The sequence below is a fragment of the Streptomyces kaniharaensis genome (genome assembly GCF_009569385.1).
Lineage (GTDB): Bacteria > Actinomycetota > Actinomycetes > Streptomycetales > Streptomycetaceae > Kitasatospora > Kitasatospora kaniharaensis.
In genome coordinates this window covers 182,185-200,744 of the sequence record NZ_WBOF01000003.1, presented here as the reverse complement: position 1 = coordinate 200,744, position 18,560 = coordinate 182,185, and the positions used below count along the sequence as shown (strand labels likewise).

At 72.2% G+C, this 18,560-nt stretch carries 15 protein-coding genes; 8 read left to right on the top strand and 7 right to left on the bottom strand.

The window, feature by feature from the left end; genetic code table 11:
- Positions 1-171 precede the first annotated feature (171 nt).
- The 3 genes from F7Q99_RS40605 (at position 172) to F7Q99_RS32095 (ending at position 1,865) form a co-directional block, all read left to right on the top strand.
- Positions 172-495, top strand: a complete 324-nt coding sequence (locus F7Q99_RS40605) for a hypothetical protein (protein WP_195911380.1) — start codon at positions 172-174, stop codon at positions 493-495.
- A 152-nt stretch (positions 496-647) separates the two neighbouring features.
- Positions 648-947, top strand: coding sequence for a GNAT family N-acetyltransferase (locus F7Q99_RS32100; RefSeq protein ID WP_230211110.1), 300 nt, complete (start codon positions 648-650; stop codon positions 945-947).
- 276 nt (positions 948-1,223) lie between these two features.
- Positions 1,224-1,865, top strand: coding sequence for an RICIN domain-containing protein (locus tag F7Q99_RS32095; RefSeq protein WP_153468144.1), 642 nt, complete (start codon positions 1,224-1,226; stop codon positions 1,863-1,865).
- 168 nt (positions 1,866-2,033) lie between these two features.
- Here the strand turns inward: F7Q99_RS32095 and F7Q99_RS32090 are convergent, their stop codons facing one another.
- Positions 2,034-2,342: a hypothetical protein gene (locus tag F7Q99_RS32090; RefSeq protein ID WP_153468141.1), complete on the bottom strand. Its 309-nt coding sequence runs from the start codon at positions 2,340-2,342 to the stop codon at positions 2,034-2,036.
- Between the two features lie 384 nt (positions 2,343-2,726).
- Between F7Q99_RS32090 and F7Q99_RS32085 the strand changes: the two genes are divergently transcribed.
- Positions 2,727-4,361 (top strand): hypothetical protein, encoded by a 1,635-nt coding sequence (locus tag F7Q99_RS32085; RefSeq protein ID WP_153468138.1) that lies wholly within the window; start codon positions 2,727-2,729, stop codon positions 4,359-4,361.
- Positions 4,362-4,423: 62 nt separating this feature from the next.
- On the top strand, positions 4,424-5,554 hold the full coding sequence (locus F7Q99_RS32080; protein ID WP_153468135.1) for a hypothetical protein: 1,131 nt from the start codon (positions 4,424-4,426) through the stop codon (positions 5,552-5,554).
- A 67-nt stretch (positions 5,555-5,621) separates the two neighbouring features.
- Here the strand turns inward: F7Q99_RS32080 and F7Q99_RS32075 are convergent, their stop codons facing one another.
- On the bottom strand, positions 5,622-6,239 hold the full coding sequence (locus F7Q99_RS32075) for a TetR/AcrR family transcriptional regulator (protein WP_153468132.1): 618 nt from the start codon (positions 6,237-6,239) through the stop codon (positions 5,622-5,624).
- A gap of 159 nt (positions 6,240-6,398) precedes the next feature.
- Here F7Q99_RS32075 and F7Q99_RS32070 point away from each other — a divergent pair, with 159 nt between their 5' ends.
- On the top strand, positions 6,399-7,307 hold the full coding sequence (locus F7Q99_RS32070; RefSeq protein WP_153468129.1) for an NADP-dependent oxidoreductase: 909 nt from the start codon (positions 6,399-6,401) through the stop codon (positions 7,305-7,307).
- A 91-nt stretch (positions 7,308-7,398) separates the two neighbouring features.
- Here F7Q99_RS32070 and F7Q99_RS32065 read toward each other — a convergent pair whose 3' ends face one another.
- From F7Q99_RS32065 to F7Q99_RS32055, 3 genes are all read right to left on the bottom strand, one after another.
- Positions 7,399-10,368 carry an amidohydrolase family protein gene (locus F7Q99_RS32065; protein ID WP_230211168.1) on the bottom strand — a complete coding sequence of 990 codons (2,970 nt, stop codon included), beginning with the start codon at positions 10,366-10,368 and terminating at the stop codon, positions 7,399-7,401.
- A gap of 396 nt (positions 10,369-10,764) precedes the next feature.
- Positions 10,765-11,187 (bottom strand): carboxymuconolactone decarboxylase family protein, encoded by a 423-nt coding sequence (locus F7Q99_RS32060; RefSeq protein ID WP_153468126.1) that lies wholly within the window; start codon positions 11,185-11,187, stop codon positions 10,765-10,767.
- A gap of 444 nt (positions 11,188-11,631) precedes the next feature.
- A complete protein-coding gene (locus tag F7Q99_RS32055) occupies positions 11,632-11,907 on the bottom strand; it encodes an isoamylase early set domain-containing protein (protein ID WP_153468124.1) in 276 nt (91 codons plus the stop codon).
- A 502-nt stretch (positions 11,908-12,409) separates the two neighbouring features.
- Between F7Q99_RS32055 and F7Q99_RS32050 the strand changes: the two genes are divergently transcribed.
- On the top strand, positions 12,410-12,850 hold the full coding sequence (locus F7Q99_RS32050) for a hypothetical protein (RefSeq protein WP_153468121.1): 441 nt from the start codon (positions 12,410-12,412) through the stop codon (positions 12,848-12,850).
- Positions 12,851-12,884: 34 nt separating this feature from the next.
- Here F7Q99_RS32050 and F7Q99_RS32045 read toward each other — a convergent pair whose 3' ends face one another.
- Together F7Q99_RS32045 and F7Q99_RS32040 are read right to left on the bottom strand one after the other, a co-directional pair.
- On the bottom strand, positions 12,885-13,916 hold the full coding sequence (locus tag F7Q99_RS32045) for a S1 family peptidase (RefSeq protein ID WP_230211109.1): 1,032 nt from the start codon (positions 13,914-13,916) through the stop codon (positions 12,885-12,887).
- Positions 13,917-14,342: 426 nt separating this feature from the next.
- Positions 14,343-15,440, bottom strand: coding sequence for a YncE family protein (locus tag F7Q99_RS32040; RefSeq protein ID WP_153468115.1), 1,098 nt, complete (start codon positions 15,438-15,440; stop codon positions 14,343-14,345).
- 302 nt (positions 15,441-15,742) lie between these two features.
- Between F7Q99_RS32040 and F7Q99_RS32035 the strand changes: the two genes are divergently transcribed.
- Positions 15,743-18,550, top strand: a complete 2,808-nt coding sequence (locus F7Q99_RS32035) for a response regulator (protein WP_153468112.1) — start codon at positions 15,743-15,745, stop codon at positions 18,548-18,550.
- The last annotated feature ends 10 nt before the right edge of the window (positions 18,551-18,560 follow it).

Sequence of the window (18,560 nt, the reverse complement as noted above, 5' to 3'; positions counted from 1 at the left end):
CCCGGGCGGCGGTCCGCCCGGGTCGTTCCCGGACCACGCTAGGACGGTGGTCGCGCCCCCGCCCGTCGGGCCGCGGCCCACCCCCGGACGGACGCGTCGGGGGAGTGCCGCCGAGGCGCGCTGGGAAGGCTCAGCCGGACACCTGAGACGGCACACGACCAGAGGGCCGAGATGGACACCGACATCGCAGCGATGGCCTACGCCCTTCGCGAGGCCGCCACCCGGATCCGCGAGAACGCCCTCCCGTGTGCCCGCGCGCGCCGCGACGAGGTCGGACCGGGCGACGAGGCCGCGCTGCTGGGCGCCCTCGCCGCCATGGTGGAGAACGCCGGGGAACTCGCAGAGGCCCTCCACGACCGGATGACCACGCCCGACGCCCGCGCGGCGTACCGCTGGGCCGGCAGGCGCCTGCGCGAGCAGGCCGAGAACCTGCGCGTCGACGAACGCAAGGTCGCGGCGAACGCGGCACGCCGGCAGGCGTCGAGGACACCCTGACACCCGTTCGGCCGGCCTCACGGGGCGGCCGGGGCGCTGTCGGCGGTGCGTGCGACGGGAGCGGCGGCGATCCGACGGCGCCGGAGCTCGTCCGCGAGCGCCACCTGCCGAACATCCTTGCCGGCTACGAGAAGTGCGGCGGCGACCTCGGATTGTTCGCCGCGCACGAGAAGGACGGCGGAGCGTTCATCGGCTGGTTCTGCCTGCGTCCCGAGCCGGAGGGCCCGCGGGCCCTGCTGGGCAAGGCGTTCACGGAGCTCGGTGTGCGCATGGTCTGGGCTGCGACGATGTCCGTGAACCTCGGTTCGCGCAACATCATGGAGAAGCTCGAAATGACGCTCGCGGACACCATCCCTACTCCCTCCGACATGTTGATGGCCGAGGGCTCCGATCACGGAGGCGTACGGTATGAGATCACCAAGGAGCAGTGGGAGCAGCGGCGGCGGCGCTGACAGTGGTTCGGCCCGGTGAGAGGCTCGTAGACAACCTGGCGCCCGACTCCGGGAATCATCAACTCGGGCAGCAGCGCGCGAAAGTGCGACGTGACGATGCTCGAGATCAATGTCGAAGAATCCCTCGCCGTCGCGGTAATTATCTGCCGGTCCCATCATCGTTAGTTCTCATACTGTCGTTCTTTTTTGGAACGTCTTGCCGTGCTCCTCTCCGAGCCAATAAGGTCGCGCACGGATCGCCATTGTGGCGGAGTGTCAAGGAATCGAGGAGAGCGCATGCGTCAGAACCGTATCGGATTCGCCGTGCTCGCCGGGTTGAGTGCCCTCGCCCTGAGCACGGCGGCCCAGGCCGCCCCGTACGAGGCCCCCGCGGCGGCCGGTGCCGGCGCCGGGCCCGCGGCCGGCCGGCTCGTCGTCGACCTGGACTCGCCCTCCCAACTCCCGCACGCAGGCCAGAGCGGCCCGCCCGTCTTCACCCAGGCGGCGCCCATGGTGACGTACCGCACCCCGGCCTTCACCAACAACCACGGCGGCAAGTGCCTGGACGGGGACCTCAACACCATCAACTACGACGGGGCGAAGGTCCAGCTCTGGGGCTGCAACGGCTGGGACAACCAGAGCTGGTACTGGACTCCGGCCCCGGGCCTGCCGGTCGGCTACTACACCATCCAGAACGGCCACGGCTGGAAGTGCCTGGACGGGGACCTCAACACCATCAACTACGACGGGGCGAAGGTCCAGCTCTGGGGCTGCAACGGCTGGGACAACCAGACGTGGGTCTGGTCCGGCAGCACGCTGCAGAACTACCACGGCTGGAAGTGCCTGGACGGGGACCTCAACACCATCAACTACGACGGGGCGAAGGTTCAGCTCTGGGGCTGCAACGGCTGGGACAACCAGAGCTGGACCTGGCACTGAGTCACGTCCGGTCGGGGCCGGAGGATGCCCCGCCCGCTTGGCCGGCGAGGAATCCGGTTCACCGCCGGCATTGAGTGCGCAGGAGCTGGCCGCCCGTAGGGCGGCCATGCGGCACGAGTCGGAATTCGCCAGACGAACCTGGAATCCAGCCTTCACCCGGGGGATCAGTCACTCGCCCCAGCCTGCGGCGATCCGTTCGTCCCAGGTCGACACCGGCACGGACGACGCCTTCTCCCTGACCACGTCGCCGACGGCCGAGCCGAGGACGCGCTTGCGCCGGTCGCCCTTGACCTGGTCGACGATGGCATCGGCCAGCGCGGTGCCGAGGCCGAGCCGAGGCAGCTCCTGGTGGGCCTTCTCGGCGTATCCGGGCGGCAGCTGCTCACGGTTGATGGCGAACACGTCGGCGACGATGCCGGCCTGGGCCAGGGCGACCTCCGGCCGTTTGCGGTTGGCGATGCCACCGCTGGTGTGCAAGTTCGTCGTCGTAGTCGATTCCCGCGTGGACTCCGCGATGCTCGCCGAGTGCCCGCGCGAAGGGGTAGCCGCGCACGCTGTGGTTGAAGAGGAAGGCCGGCTGCCTGCATTGGGCGAGGTCGAGTGCCGCACGCGCCGATTCGGTGGCAGGCAGGTACCACGTTTCGAAGCGGTCGGACATGGTCCGACCGTAGGCGATCCCGGCGGTGTGCGGTGCCAGGCGCGGCCCGGGAGTGAACGCGCTCCGAACGCGCAGGTCGTTGTAGCTGGGCCGTGCGAGTGGTGTGCGGTGGCGCTCCGGCGAGGTGATGCGGCAGCGGCGGGGACCCACCTAGCTTCGTAGGCGTCCTGTTGCACGTGCCTGCCGGAGACCTGGGTGTGGTGATGGACTTTCACGAGCGTCGGCGTGCCACGGCCTGGATGAGGCCGTCCTTCGAACACGCCGCGGCCGCGGCCGACGACCTGCAGCCACGGAACGAGGAGCCGGACGACGGGTGCGGCGCGGGGCCGACGACGCTGGAGGCCGGGCGTCTCTATCGCAGGGTCGGTGGTGTCGACGAGCAGGCACGCCCGGTCACCCCCGAGGAACTGGCCGCCCTGGGCGACCCGATGGCGGTGCTGTTCTTCCGCCGGGGCGTGTTCCCCATGACCGTCCACGACCTGCTCGCCCGCCTGCCCCAACCCCCGGGGGGCCTGCCGAACGCGGTGTACCTCATCGGCGAGGCCGGGCAGATCCCGCTGGACGCCTCGCCCGCCCCCTTCCGCGACTTCCGGTTCGCCATCACCCGCACCGCACTCCAGAACAAGGACGTGGACCTGCTGGTCAGCACCGGCGCGGGCGACGATCCCACCACCACGTTCCTGCAGGTCGCGGCCTGGGACCCGGTCGCCGGGGTGTTCAACTACTACTCGCGGATCAGCCCGAGCTGGGTGTGGGCCGGGGACTCGTGGCGGGCGCTGGCGCAGGAGTCACGGGGGAGGGGCTGCTTCGACAGCCACATCAACGGCAGCGTCGTGATGAAGGAACTGAACCTGCCGTGGAGCAATTGGCAGTCCCAGGCGGCGACGATCCACCTCGCCCCGGACAGCCCGGTGCGCTCCGATCCGCTGTTCGCCCAGGTGGTGGGGGCGGAGAACCTGGAGCTGACGGTGCGTGCGCTGGTCTCCCGGTGGACGGCGGCACGCCTCAAGGCGGTCACCGGGACGGGGACGGTGGAGCAGCCGGACCACCTCATGCGGCAGTTGTTCACGACGACCTCGGTCAACCTGGCGAGCAGCGCCGTCCAGAGCGCGACCGTCACCGCGACGAGCGGCGACTTCGCCCTGCCGCTCGGGTTCTGGCTGAACCGCGAGGCCCTGATCGACGACCTGGCGCTGCCGGTCACGGCGTCCCTGCCGCGGGTCCCCGCGGCCGAGTACGTGGCCAGCCTGACCGAGTTCGGCTTCCGCCTGGAGGAGGGTGCCAGCGGTTTCTCCCAGCCCGGCGACACGTTCTTCGCGTTCACGGCGCCGGAGGCCGCCTTCGAGGACAACGACGTGATCCGCCAGATGGTGCAGACCGGGCTCGTCCCGGCGAAGTTCGCCGCCTGCGCGTTGATGGTCGACTTCACCAACCCGGTGTTCAGTGCCGACCGGGCCCGGCTGATGGCGTACGTGCCGACGGGGGCCACCGCGGTCGGCGCTCTCGCCGGGCAGATCGCCCAGGCGATCACGGAGGCCGCCGAGAAGCTGCCGGCCACCAGCCCGGAAGCGCGGTTCGCGGCGGACTGGGCCCTGGCCGACACCGACTGGCCGAAGATCTTCGCCGAGCGTATCGACGCCTATCTGGGGCGGGTGGCCGCCCGCATCGGCACGCCGTCGGGTTTCCGGGACTACGTGCGGCTGGCGGAGTCCCGCCGCCGGGACTTCAAGCGGATGAGACTCGACGAGTTCGAGCTCACGCTCCCGGCCACCGACATCCCCGCCGACGCGCCCCGCCTGAAGATGCTGGACGACGCCACCGTCGTGCCCGCTCCCTGACTCCGGCCCGCCGTCCGGCGAAGCGCCGCCCCGGGGGCCGGATCACCGGAAAGGAACCGCCCATGAGCAAGCTCACCACCTACGCTCCTCCCGGCAACCTCACCGACCTGGACCCGACCGGGAAGAAGGCCTGGGACGCCTTCATCAGCGAGAGGGTCGACGAGGCCGTGCAGGGCCCGGATCCCAGCCAGGTGCGCCACGACAGCCCGCGCAGCCAGTTCTACAACCTCACCAAGACCGACACCGCCGCGGACGCCACCGAGGCCACCGTCACCTGGACGGGGTTCCCCCGCATCATCAAGATCAACTCGATCTCGGACGTCCAGCGGTGGCAGCGCGCGGACGCCAGCCGCGACGTCCAGGACGAGTACTGCGAGTGGAGCGTCACCCGCGACACCGCCGGGAAGATCACCAGGGTCACCTTCACCTGCGAGGGCCCCGAGTACTGGTCGCTCCTGGCGCAGACCGACCCGGACACCGTCCTGAGGCTCTACCAGACCTTCGTTAGCCCCGACGTCCAGCGCGGCGACCTGTTCGGGCTGGACGGCACCTACCAGCCCCGCAACCGGTGGAACGACTCCACCTCGCACGGCGCGATGCACCTCATCCAGATCAACAACACGCTCGCCGCGGAGATCGAACTCGCCGCCGCGGCCACCATCGTGCGGGTGATCAACGGTCAGGAACTGGTCACCGAGCAGCAGCTGATCCAGTGCAGCAAGTACGGCCAGCCGGAGCGCAACAGCGACCCGCACATCGGCGGCGCGGTGAACGCGCTCGCCCGCCAGAAGGCCGACATCTCGCTCGTCGACCCGGTCGGCCTGTACTTCAACGACCTGTCCACCGATGGCTGGGCCACCCCCGACGGCTCCGACCCGAAGAGCTACTGGACGTACGTGCGCGGCGACGCCGGCCACCCGGTGCGCGCCGTCTACGAGGTGCCGCAGGGCCGGGGCTTCACCGTCGGCGACATCACCATCGGCGGCAAGCCCATCCAGTACGGCGCCCAGATCGCCGACTTCATCACCATCAAGCTCACCGCCGTCGCCTGCCGCTTCGGCCAGAGCACCACGGCGCCGCAGAGCGCGTGCGTCGAGTTCGCGCAGACCGCCGCTGCCGCGGATGCCGTGTTCAGCGCCGGCCGGCCGGCCGGATACCGCGCGGCGCCGCCCACCTCCACCGTCCGCCGCTGACCGGCACCCGGTGCGGGCGGGCCGCGGCGCCGAGGTCGGCGCCGCGGCCCGCCCGTTGTGCTTCGGGTCAGCTGCCGGCCGGGTCGTCCGTCGCCGGCAGGGTGCCCGTGTGCCGCAATGTGGTGAGCCACTGGGTGACGACGGTGTCGATGAAGGCGTCGGTGGCCTGGCCGCGGTCGAGGAACAGGCGGGCGAGGACGGGCCCGTAGAGCAGGGTGTGCTCGTCGCCGGTGATCTGGACGCCGGAGGGTTCGAGGAGCTCGTTCAGGGCGGCGCGGCGGTCCTCGCCGATGCGGACCAGGGCCTGGGCGCTGTCGGGGTCGTGGTCGGCCTGGGCGGTGACGGCGAGGACGGCGGTGCGGATGGCGGGGTCGCTGATGCCGTCGCGCAGGCTCTTCAGCCAGGCGGTGGCCACGGCGCGCACGTCGCTGCCGGGTCGGGGGTAGGTGCCGAGGTCGGGGCCTTCGAGGATGAGGTCGAAGAGCAGGGCGGCGCGGCTGGGCCAGTGCCGGTAGAGGGTCTGGCGGGTGACGTCGGCCCGTTCGGCCAGCAGCGCGTACGTCAGCCCCGCGGGGCCGACCTCGGGCAGCAGTTCGCGCGCCACCGTGAGGATCCGGGTGCGGGTGCGCTGGACGCGCGGGTTGCTCAGGGCCGGCTGGCGGCGATGAACGGGCGTGGGCGGCATGCGGCCCATCCTACCCAAAAATCATACGCAATGTGTGATGTGCGCCACGGTTGCCGCCGTTCGCGAATCACACTCTCTGTGTGATACACCGGAAAGGGTAATCACACGTTCTGGATGATTCAGGGCCGTGTGCGGTTCCCCTTCCTCCTGGAGTTCCCGATGTCCACTGCCATCACCTTCTCCGAGTACGGCGCGCCCGAGCTGCTGCGGCTGTCGGACGTCGCCACGCCGCAGCCGGGCCCCGGCCAGGTCCGGATCAGGGTCCGGGCGGCCGCCGTGAACCCGATCGACGTGCGGATCCGCGCCGGGATCATGCAGGGCTTCTTCCCCGTGGAGTTCCCGCACGTGCCGGGCTGGGACGTGGCCGGTGTGGTCGACGAGGCCGGCGAGGGCGCGGGCTTCGCGGTCGGCGACGAGGTGTTCGGCGTCGCCTCGGCCGGCGGCTACAGCGAGTACGCGCTGCTCGACCACCCGGTGGCCAAGCCGCAGGGGCTGTCCTTCGAGACCGCGGCCGGCATGATCACGGTCGGCGAGGCCGCCTACCGCGGCCTGCAGCACCTCGGCGCCGAGGCGGGCCGCACGCTGCTGGTCCACGGCGCCGGCGGCAGCGTCGGCACCATCGCCGTCCAACTGGCCGTCGCCCGCGGCATCACCGTGATCGGCACCGCCGCCGAGCAGGACCTGGAGCGGCTGGGCGGCCTCGGCGCCACCGCCGTCCGCTACGGCGAAGGCTGGGTCGAGCGGGTGAAGGCCGCCGCCCCCGACGGGGTGGACTTCGTCTTCGACGCCTCCGGTGCGGGCGTGCTCGCCGACTCCGTCGCCCTGGTCGGCGACGCGGGCAGGGTCATCACCATCGCCGACCCGTCGTTCGCCCAGTACGGCGTGCGGTTCACCGGCATGGACCCCGAGGACCGCTTCCCCGAGGCCCTGCCGCAGCTGGCCGACCTGATCGTCGCCGGCAGGCTCGACGTCCCCGTCTGGCGCGCCTACCCGCTGGCCGAGGCCGCGACGGCCCACGCCGACATCGAGGCCCGCCGCAACCAGGGCAAGATCGTCCTCCTGCCCTGACCCCGATGCCGCCACCTCGCGCCGCCGGGCGGTACCGCGGCGGCCCGGACGCCGAGGAACGGCATCCGGGCCACCCTGCCGTGGCGGCCGGTCAGAGCGCGCAGCAGCCGTCGCGCCGCATGGCCTGGCCCACCGCATGCCAGTCCTCGGCTCGGACCGCCGACCGCCCCGCCACCGTGGCGGCCTGGTCGCCGCCCACCAAGTCCTGGCGGCGGTGGACGACACCGTCGCGCATCACCCACGACGTGCGGACCAGATCCGCGAAGTCGCGGAACGGATCACCGTCGACCACCATCAGGTCGGCCAGCTTGCCGGGCTCCACGGTGCCCAGGTCGTCCTCGACACCGAACAGCCGGGCCGGCGCCACCGTCGCCGTGTGCAGCGCCTGGGCCGCGGACAGGCCGGCGTAGCGGTGCAGGGCGCGCAGTCCGAGGTGGACCTGCAGGCCGATGGGGGTGAGCGGGGCGTCCGTGCCCAGGGCCAGGGCTCCGCCGTCGGCGAGGATCTTCCGGTAGACGGCCATCTCCCTCTGGACGGCGCGCAGTTGCTCCGGCGTGGCCGCGGCCTTGGCCTGGCGCTGCACGGTGGCGCTGTCCCACGGGGGCATCAGCACGGTGACCCGGGAGTCCTCGGCCAGCGACGGGTCGTCACCGAGCAGGCACAGCGCGGAGAACGGGGTGATGATGATGGCGAACTCGCCGCCGCGGTAGATCTCGTGGACGTCCTGGTAGGCGCGCCCGGTGGGGGAGACCGCCCGGCCGTACTCCTGCCGCTGGGTCGCCGACAGATGGGTCGTCAGGTCCTGCCCCAGCTGGACCCCGGGCGTCAGCAGGTGGCTGCCCGTCGGGACGCCGAGGCGCTCGTGCGCCGTCCGGGCCGCCTGCGCCATGGTCCGGCCGGGCGCGCGGACGTAACTCTTGACGAAGTCGTAGTCCAGCGCCACGGCGCGCTCCAGGCTGCGCCGCACGCCGTCCTCGGTGCGGTGGGCGCGGCCCATGCTGTAGGCGACGCGGCTGCCGTCGATCAGCTCGCCGGTCGTGAGGAAGCGGGGCCCGTCCATCACGCCGGCGTCGACGGACTCGCGGAGGCGCGCCTGCTCGTAGGCGAAGCCTCCCAGCGAGACGTTGCCGGTGATGCCGTAGGCCAGGTTCAGTCGGCTCTGGCGGCCGCCGTAGGTGTTCTGGTACGGGTGGGTGTGGGCGTCCCACAGGCCCGGCAGGACGGTGCAGCCGGTGGCGTCGATCAGCCGTTCTCCCGCGCGGCGTGCGCCCGAGCGGTGCGGTTCGACGGCGGTGATGCGGTTGCCGCTGATCACGATGTCGACGTCCTCGCGCACGCCCTCGCCGGTGCCGTCCCAGAGCCGGGCGGCGTGGATGCGGGTGACGTCGGAGCGGGGCGGCAGGCTGCGGAAGGTGCGCAGGGGGACGGGGACGGTGCGGCGCTCGGTGCCGTCGCGGCCGATCAGCCGCAGCTGCCCGTTGGAGAGGTGGAGCAGCCGGAGGGAGTCGCCGGACCAGGACGGGTGGTCGGCCGCCTCGTCGGTGATCTGCCGGGGCTCGCCCGCGGGCGAGCCGTCCGGGGCGACCGGTAGGACCCACAGGGCGGATTCCACGACGAGCGCCAGCCACGCGCCGTCGGGCGACCAGACCGGTCCGCTGTCGCAGCGGTCGGCGACCGAGGTGTCGGGCAGCGGCAGGAAGGCCCTCGAAGAGCCGTCGCGGGTGTCGATCACGCGGATGACGTTGTAGCCCTCGCGGAAGCGGTGGTTGAGGCGGTTGCGGTCGCACAGTGCGAGGTAGCGGCCGTCGGGTGACCAACTGGGCCTTCCCGGAAGGCCGTTGCCTCCCAGGGGCGTCGCGAGTTTGGTCTCCGTCCCGGTGGCGAGGTCGACGACGAGGAGGTTGCCGGTGACGTCCTGGCAGGCCAGCCTGGTGCCGTCGGGCGAGAGCGCCGGGTTGAAGCGGCCTCCCCTGGCGAGGACCGTGTCGGTGCCGCCGTCGGGCGTCAGACGGTGGACCGCGGCCAGGCCGTCGCCGTCACCGTCCCCGTCGTACACGTAGAGGATGCTGCGGCCGTCCCTGCTCCACGAGGGCATCTGCACGTAGTGGGAGGGGGCCGCCTGGAGGAGCTTGCGCGGCTGCCCGCCGATCGGCATCAGCCACAGGGCGTTGAGCGCGCAGAAGGCGATGGAGCGCCCGTCGGGGGAGAGTGCGGGCAGGTGGACGCCGCGTACGTCCCGCTCGGCGGTGGAGCCGAAGTCCCGTGCCTTGCGCCGGTATCGGGGCCGCGGCACGTCGAGCCGGGCGGTGAACGGGATCGTCTCGGCCGTGTCCAGCGTGGGGGAGCGGTCGGTGATCCGGCCGTCGGCGAAGTAGACGATGCCGCCGTCGGGAGTCCAGCAGGGCGGCAGCGGTGAGACGTCCTCGCCGCCCGATACCACCTGGCCGTCGACGACCAGCGAGGCGCTTCCCGCCGTGTAGGAGTTGGCGGCGGACGTGTCGCCGACCCACACGTAGGCCAGCCGGCCGTCCCGGGACACCGCGGGGCAGACCACCGTGCCGCTGTCCACGGTGCGTTGGACGCTCACCTGGCCGCCCGCGGCGGGCACGGAGGCGACGGTCCGGCCGCCCGCGGTATCCGCCCGGACGAAGAGGATCCGGTCGCCGTCCGGGTGCCACGAGGGGTCGTAGTCCTCGACCCCGCTCCGGTCGGTCAGGCGCGTCAGCCTGCCGGTGGCGACCTCCACCGTCCAGATGTCGTACGAGCTGCCGGACACCGCGTCGCCCGCGCGCTCGGAGGAGAACGCGAGGTGCCCCCCGTCCGGGGACCAGGCCACGCCCCGGTCGTCCCACGGCCCCGAGGTCAGCTGACGCAGGTTCGACCCGTCCGGGGCCATCGCCCACAGGTGGAATCCGCCGTCCTGGTAGGAGCAGAAGGCGATGGTCGAACCGTCCGGCGACCACGCCGGGCGCGTCGGCTCCAGCCCGGGGGCGGTCAGCGCGGTCGCCGTACCGCCGCTGCGCGGCAGCGCCCACAGGATGCCCTGGACCTCGACGACCATCCGCTCACCGTCGGGCGAGAGGGCCACGGCGGCATTGGTGCCCTCCGTGAACTCCACGGTCCTTAACCGGTGACCGGCCGGCGCGTCCCCCTCCTCGGCGGCCGCGGCCGCCGGGACCGGCCCGAGCGCGGCCCCGGCGCCCGCGAGCGCCGCCGCCCCGATGAAACCCCGCCGACTGAACTCCCGTGCCTGCCCACTCCTGGGAATTGACACGCCCTCTCCTTCCAACAAACGTGATCGGAACCTTTCACCGACGCGACCGGAACCGCCCCCCACACGGCCGAGCAGCAGCCCCCGAAGCCCCGGCACTCGAAGCTTTCCACACCGGTCCGGGCCGCCCGTCGCCTCACGTCCCCACCAACGCGGCGAGCCGCACCCGCCGGGCGTGACGGATCGTCAGTCGGCCGTGACCGGCAGGAGGCCGCGCTCGCCGAAGACCTTCTTGGCGACGAAGGTGGCATTGAGGGCCTTGGGGAACCCGCAGTAGGCGGAGGAGTGCAGCAGTGCCTCGACGATCTCCTCGGGGGTGAGGCCGACGTTGAGGGCGGCGTTGATGTGGACGTCCAGCTGGGGCTTGCAGCCGCCGAGCGCGGTGAGCATGCCCAGGGTCACCAACTGCCGGTCGCGCGGCGCCAGTCCGGGCCGGTGATAGATCTCGCCGAAGCCCCACGAGACGATCTGGTGGGCGAGCTCGGGGCTGATGTCGGCCAGCGAGTCGACCACCCGCTGCCCGGCCTCGCCGTCGACGCGGGTGAGCACCTCCATGCCGCGGTCGAAGCGGTCCTGGCGGGTCTCGGCGCTGTTCGTGGGGGTGTTCATGGTGGTGATCCGTTTCTTCCGGCCGTGCGTCAGCGGCTTCTCGTCGTGACCGGTCGCCCGGTCCTGTCCTGACCGCCGACCCGGCGGCCGAAGATCATGACAGGACCGTAGACCTTCGAGTGCACTCAAACTCAAGCCCGGCGCCGCCCCGCGATCCTCGACATCCGACATCCGACAGCCGCCGGTCGCGGCCGCCTGCCGCCGGCACGCGGGGTCACCTGGACCGATGCACCGGAGCCGGCCCGCCGGTCAGCGCCCACCACCGCTGCGCCGTGGAGTCCGCCGCCGTCGCCGCCGAACTCGCTCCCCACCGCACCCGCGTCGCCCGCCTCCTCCTCGCAGGCTAGGGCCCCCTCCTCGCGGATCAGTCCTGTGACGGACACACCGCCGCGCCGCTCCCGTGGTGTTGTGCGGAGGGAGCGGCGCGGCCGGGGGAGTCGGGTGTCAGGTGTGCAGGACGCTGTTGCGGCCGTCGTGGGAGTCCGCCGTCTCCTCGTCGAACCACCAGCCGTCGTGCGCGAGGTAGCGGAAGGCGACCTTCTCGCCGGGCGGCATGGCGATCGTGACCGTCCGGGCGCCGTCCCCACGGGCGACGAGCGGGTGGGCGCCGGGCTCCCAGTTGTTGAAGTCTCCGACCACGCTGGTCTCGCCGGCCGGGTGGCCGGCCGGCAGCATGAACGTGATCTCGGTCATCTTCTTGCTGCGGGTGCGTTCCAGCATGGGTGTCGGCTCCTTCACTGCCAGTGGATTGGTCTCTGTCTGGGCCGATCCTGGCGTCACGGACCGGCGGTATGCGGGCGGCGGGGCGACATTGCCGCCCGTGCTCACCCGAACGGGCCACGGGCGGCGGTGCCGGGGCCCGGCGGGCGCGGTCGGCCGCCGCGACCGTGGATCTACCGTGGGGGCGGACGGGGCAACGGGTCCGGCCCGGCCGTCTCCCGTGGTTCCCACGACTGGTTCTCGCGGTCAGGAGCAGGCCGTGTCGCCGCGCTCGGATAGCCTCGGAACGAGCCCCGGTGCTCGGCCGGAACCCGGTGGGCGCCTGCCGCGTCGAAGGCCCAGAGGTCGGATCCCCGAGAGGGTGGTGACCATGGCGGATCGCCGAAGGAACGCCGGCTGGGCCGTGCCGCTCCTGCTCACCGCAGTCCTCGCCGCCGGTTGTGGTTCCGGCGCTCCGGGTGGAGCGCCGGAACCGGAGGCGTCACCCCAGAAGAAGGTGACCGTGAACCCCACGCCCAGCACCGGTACCACCGCCGTCGAGTGCGGGCGGCCGTTCCGGCCGCCGGCCTCGGGCGCGCTGGGCCTGACCGGGAGTTTCCCCTCGACGGCGGAGGCCGGCGCACGGGTGGTCGCCGGCACCGTCGAGGCCACCAGCCGCGTGGCCCTGCGCGGCGTGGTGACACCGGCCGCCGAGGTGTTCCTGGTCCGGCAGGGCCGCGTGGTGACCGTGCCGGTGCCGCAGGACTCGCTCGGCGTGCGGTGGGACCTCTCCCCGGGACAGACCGAGAGGCTGCCCGGCGAGGCCGCACTCACCTCGTGCGATCCGGGCGGCGGGCCGGTGCCCCCCGGGAGTTACGAGCTGTACGCACGGGTGGTGGTCAGGCCGGACGACGGGCCGGCGGTGGAGTCCTTCGGCGGGCCCTGGCCCCTTGAGGTGCGGTGACACCGCGACAGGGCCCGCCGCAGCGACGGCCGGATCAGCCCGTCACGATGCTGACCCCGAGCGTGGGGGCCACCACCGTCCACGGCTCGACGTAGCCCGTGGTGCTGTTGCTCGCGATGACGTGCCCGCGGATCCACGCGCCCGAGGCGTTCTTCGCGTAGAAGGTGCCGCCCGAGTCACCGCCCTGCTGGATCACGCCGCCCGTGTAGACGATGACGGGCGACTTGCAGCCGGTCTGGGTGCACACCTGGCCGTTGATGCTGGTGGCCGTGTGACCGCACTGCTCGCCGGTGGTCCGGCCGCTGTGGCAGTAGTCGCTGTAGCCGACGTACGCGGTGCCCGCCGCCACGACCGGGATGCTGGTGCTGCTGTAGACCCCGCCCGTGTAGATGCGGCCCGCGTAGGACTGCCCGCCGATCGCCTCCATGTCCACGGGCTCACCGGTGACGGTGGGCAGGTGCCGGTTGGAGACGCTGCCGACCGTGTACGCGCCGGACTCGGTGGTCACGGTCGAGCCGGTGGAGAAGCAGTGGCCGGCCGTGACCGTGAACCTCGTCCCCGAGCCGTTCGCCACGGCGTACCCGGTTGAGCACAGGGCGCCCCCGGACTGGATGCCGGCGCCGCCCCAGAACGGCGGCGAGTCGTCCCGGCGGTTGAACGCGTCGGTCGTGGTCCGGGGGCGCACCTGCACCTTGCCGGCCGCCTGGACCAGCGCGGACTCCGTACCGGAGAGGTCCGTCAGCATGGCGACGACGTTCGCGGGCGCGTCGGTGTCGAGAACGATCCGGTCGGTGGCGGGGTCCAGGTAGCTGCCGAACGTGTGCGCGGTGCCGTGCGACGCGACGTAGCCGGCGATCCGCTCCTGGATCATCGCGAGCGCCGCCCGCGAGGCGGACGACGCGGGGACCTTGTCCTCGGCGGCCCAGTCCGGGGCGGCGGTGTTGTCCTGCGCCGCGATCGCCCGCACGGTCTCGTTGCCCTTGCCCCCGCCCGACGCGCTCTGAGCCGGAGCGGCGCTCAGGACCGTCAGGGCGACGACGACCGCGCCGACCACGGTTCTCTTCATCTTGGGCATTGTGGATCCTTTCTGCGCATGTCCACGGCCTCGCCGTGGACATGCGATCTGACAGTCAGACAGGAAACGCCCCACCCGGACCCATTGCGCTTCTTTGCGAGTGGAAATCCGAGGAACCAGCACGGACACGGAACGGGCGCGAGCACATTCTCCGCAGCCGAGACCCAGGACTGCGGGACATGTGTGTTCGCGCCCAAATCAAATGGAAGCACTGGGGGCGCACGGGATCTTCACATGCCGTCCCCAGCCTGTTGCCTCGAATCCGCCGCCGAAACGGTTCGTCAACCTCCGCGGACAGTCGCCCTTTGCGGCCCGCTCACGCCGGTGCGGGAGCCTGGCCGTCGCCGCCGCTCAGCCGGCGATGTCCAGGTGCGCCACCGTCAGCGGGCCGCAAGCCCCTCCTGCGGCTACGCGCTGCTACTGCGGCAACGAGACGATCTGCAGGTTGGCAGTCGAGGCGACCGTGCCGCCGGCGTACAGGGTGTGGCCGTCCGGACCGACCACGAAGCCGTTCAGCCCCTCCTCGTTCAGCGGCTGCGCCTCCTCCGGGACGACCGTGTCGGTCGCGGTGTCGAGGACGAACACCGAGGGACCCTTCTCCATGCTGTTGTCGACGGCGTAGAGCCGCCGGCCGTCCGGGCTCACCTGCGGGAACGCGAGGAGGGCACTGCCGCCGGTCAGCGTGAAGTGCCGGGTGACGGTGTCGGTGGCCGGGTCGATCTCGTCGCCCGCGCCGCCGTACGCGCCGTTGAGGGCGAACAGCCGGCGGCCGTCCGGGCTGAAGGCCAGCTGCGAGTCCTGGCCCGTCGCGGTGCCCGCCACCACGCGGGTCACGACGGGCGCGGCCCCGGCGACGTTCAGGTGCATCACGCCCGCCTCGCTGCCGACGTACAGGTCCCGGCCGCCCGGGCGGACGACCAGATTGCCGGGGATGGAGGCCGGGAACTCGACGGAGGAGGTGAACACCCGCTGCGCGGTGGAGAAGGCCAGCACCCGGCCCTTCCCCAGCCGGCCGGCCGTCAGCGACCCGGACTGGGACACGTACAGGGTCGACCCGTCGGGGCTGAGCGCGATCCCGGCGGGCCAGCCCACGCGCGAGTCGGCCGGACGCGGCTGGTCCGGCAGCGCGACCGTGCCCAGCAGGGACATCGACGGGACGTCGATGACGCTCAGGTCGAGGTAGTCGAGCACGTACAGCCGCGAGCCGTCCGCGCTGAGCGCCGCATGCACGAACCAGCGGTTGGGCCCGAGAGCGAGCCGGGCGGAGGCCGCGCCGCTGCGGGTGTCGACCGTCGTCAGGACGAGGTTGCCCTGCGGCGTCGCCGTCACGACGTAGGCGGTGGCACCGTCCGGGCTCACCACCGGGGCGGCGAGCTCGTTGCCGACGGCGATGACCGCCTCGGTACCGGAGACCGGCCCGGACGCCTGCGCAACACCGCTCGTCAGCGCCAGAAGCGCTCCGGCGGCGGCCAGTGCGACGCCCAGGCGCGCCGCTGCCAAGACCTTGACGGGCATGGAGGACCCCCCTCTTCGCACCGCGTCGTGCGGTGTGGTGGGCAGACTAACGGCAAGGTTTGACCCGGGCATGACCGCGCCCCGTTCCGAACACACGACGCCATCGACTTTCGGACAGGCCCGGACACCCGCCACCCGCAACCGGATCACCCGATCGCGCGGCCGCCCCGGCCACCGATCACTCCGGTTGCACGGGGTGCGTCGATGAGGTCCCGTGGAAGCTGGAAGACCACGAGTCCAGGCGAGGTGGAACGGGGCGCGCCGTCCCACGGGAGCGCCCCGCCCAGGTGGGAGGCGGAACGATGGACGAGCGGGAGCACATCGCCCGTGCGCAACAGATCCAGGACGCCGCCGAGGAACGGTTCCGGCTGCTGGTGAAGAACTCCGCCGACATGGTCTTCCGCCGGACGGTGGACGGAACCTTCCTGGAGGTGTCCGCCCCGGGGCGGGCCCTGCTGGGCCGCCCCGTCGACGAGATCGAGGGCACCGCGCTCAGCGACTGGGTCCACCCGGCCGACCGCACCGACCTCCACGCCGCGGAGCGCGACCTGGAGAGCTGGGGCCGGGCCGTGGCCGTCCTGCGACTGCGGCGCGCCGACGGGAGCGACGTCTGGACCGAATCGACGACCTGGCTCGTCCGCGACGACGGCGGCAGAGCCGTCGAGGCCCGCGGATTCTTCCGCCGGACCGAGGAACAGGGCCGCGGCGAGCTGATGCGCGCGATGCAGCAACGCGCCCGCTCGGTCATCGACAGCGCCCGCGACGCGTTCATCTCCATCGACGCCCAGGGCCTGGTCATCGACTGGAACTCCCAGGCCGAGCAGCTGTTCGGCATCACACGCGAGCACGCGATCGGACGCCCGCTCACCGAGACGATCATCCCCGAGCGACACCGCGCCGCACACGTCGCCGGCTTACAGCGCGTCCTGGCCGGCGGCGAACCCCACGTCGTCGGCCGGCAGATCGAGATCACCGCACTCCACGCGGACGGCCACGAGCTGCCCGTCGAGCTCGCCGTGTGGTCCATGGAAATCGGATCGTCCCGCTACTTCAACGCCTTCGTCCGCGACATCACAGAACGCCAGCGGGCCGCGAAGGCCCTGGCCGACGCCCGGGACAGCGCCCTGGCGGCGGCCCGCGCCAAGTCCCAGTTCATGGCCACCATGAGCCACGAGATCCGCACCCCCATGAACGGCGTGATCGGACTGAGCGAACTGCTCCTGGAAACCAGGCTCGACACCGTCCAGCGGCGCTACGCCGAAGGCATCCACAACGCGGGCACCGCGCTGCTCTCCCTGATCAACGACATCCTCGACTTCTCCAAGCTCGAAGCCGGCAAGCTGATCCTCGACGAGACGCCGTTCGACCCCCGCGTGCTCGTGGAGGAGGTCGTCGCCCTGGTCGCCCAGTCAGCCGCGGCCCAGGACCTGGAACTGCTCGCCGACTGCGACCCCGGCCTGCCCCCGGTGCTCCACGCCGACGCCGCCCGGCTGCGCCAGATCCTGCTCAACCTGGCCTCCAACGCGGTGAAGTTCACCCACCAGGGAGAGGTCGTCGTCCGGGCCCGCGCGGACGCGGGCCGGCTGCGCTTCGACGTGGTCGACACCGGCATCGGCATCGCCCCCGAAAACCAGGAGCGCATCTTCGACGCGTTCTCCCAGGCCGACGCCTCCACCACCCGCCGCTACGGGGGCAGCGGACTCGGGCTCGCGATCTGCCGCCGCCTCGTCGAGGCGATGAACGGCGACATCGGGCTCCACAGCGCGCCGGGCGAGGGCAGCACCTTCTGGTTCGCCGTGCCCCTGCGCCTGCCACCGGACGGCCAGGCCCTGCCGATCCCGCCCCAACCCGCATCGCTGCGCGGACTGCACGTCCTGGTCGTCGACGACAACGAGACCAACCGCCTCGTCCTCGACACCCAACTGCGCAGCTGGTCCATGAAGACGACAGCCGTGGAAAGCGGCGCGCTCGCCCTGGTGGAACTGCACCGGGCCGTGGCCGAGGGCCGCGCCTACGACCTCGCCATCATCGACCACCACATGCCCGACATGGACGGCCTGGAACTCGCGGGCCACATCACCGCGGACGCCACCCTGGGCCGGGTCCGGCTGCTCCTGCTCACCTCCGGCATGCCGGTCGAGCCGGCCGAACTGCGCGCCGTCGGAATCCGCGTCAGCCTGCCCAAACCGGTGCGCCAGTCCGAACTCCACGACTGCCTGGCCCAGGTGATGGCCCCGGAAGCCACCGCCCCCGCCCCCGAACCCAGCGCCCCCGGCACCGCCACGGCCCCGCACCGGGCGCACCTCCTGCTCGTGGAGGACAACGAGATCAACCAGACCGTGGCCCTCGGCGTCCTCAACCGCCTCGGCTACAGCGCGGACGTCGCAGTCGACGGCATCCAGGCGCTGGAGATGACGGCCTCCGGCTCCTACCAGGCGGTGCTCATGGACTGCCGCATGCCGCGCATGGACGGCTACACCGCCACCCGTGAGCTGCGTGCCCGGGAGGGCGAGGGCGGGCCCCGCCTACCCGTCATCGCCATGACCGCCAGCGCCCTGCCCGAGGACCGCGAGCGCTGCCGGGAGGCGGGCATGGACGACTACGTCTCCAAGCCCATCGACGCCAAGGAGCTCGAACAGGCCCTGGCCCGCTGGACCGACGACGACGCCGACGCCGCCGACGCCGCCGACGCGGACGGGGCGGACCGGGCGGACGGCGCGGATCGTGTGGACGGATCCGAAGGCGCGCGAACCGACCCCCGCGCCGCCATCGAGAAGAGACTGAGCGACCTGCTCGACGACAACAGCCCCGCCGCCAGGGAACTGGTCGACCACCTGATCGACTCCTTCCTCACCCACGCCTCGCCGCTGGTCACCGCCCTGGCCGACGCCGTGCGCAGCGGCGACGCCGCCGACGTCGAGGACCACGCGCACACCCTCAGCGGAGCGGCCGGCAACATCGGGGCGCGCGACCTCGCCGAATGCGCCGCGAAGCTGGAGGCGCTCGCCCGTCAGGACAACCTGGCCGAGGGCGCGCAGGAGGCGGCCCGACTGACCGGCCTCCTGGACGACGTGCGCCGCGCCCTCGAAGCCATCCGGTCCCGGTCCTGACCCGCGACCA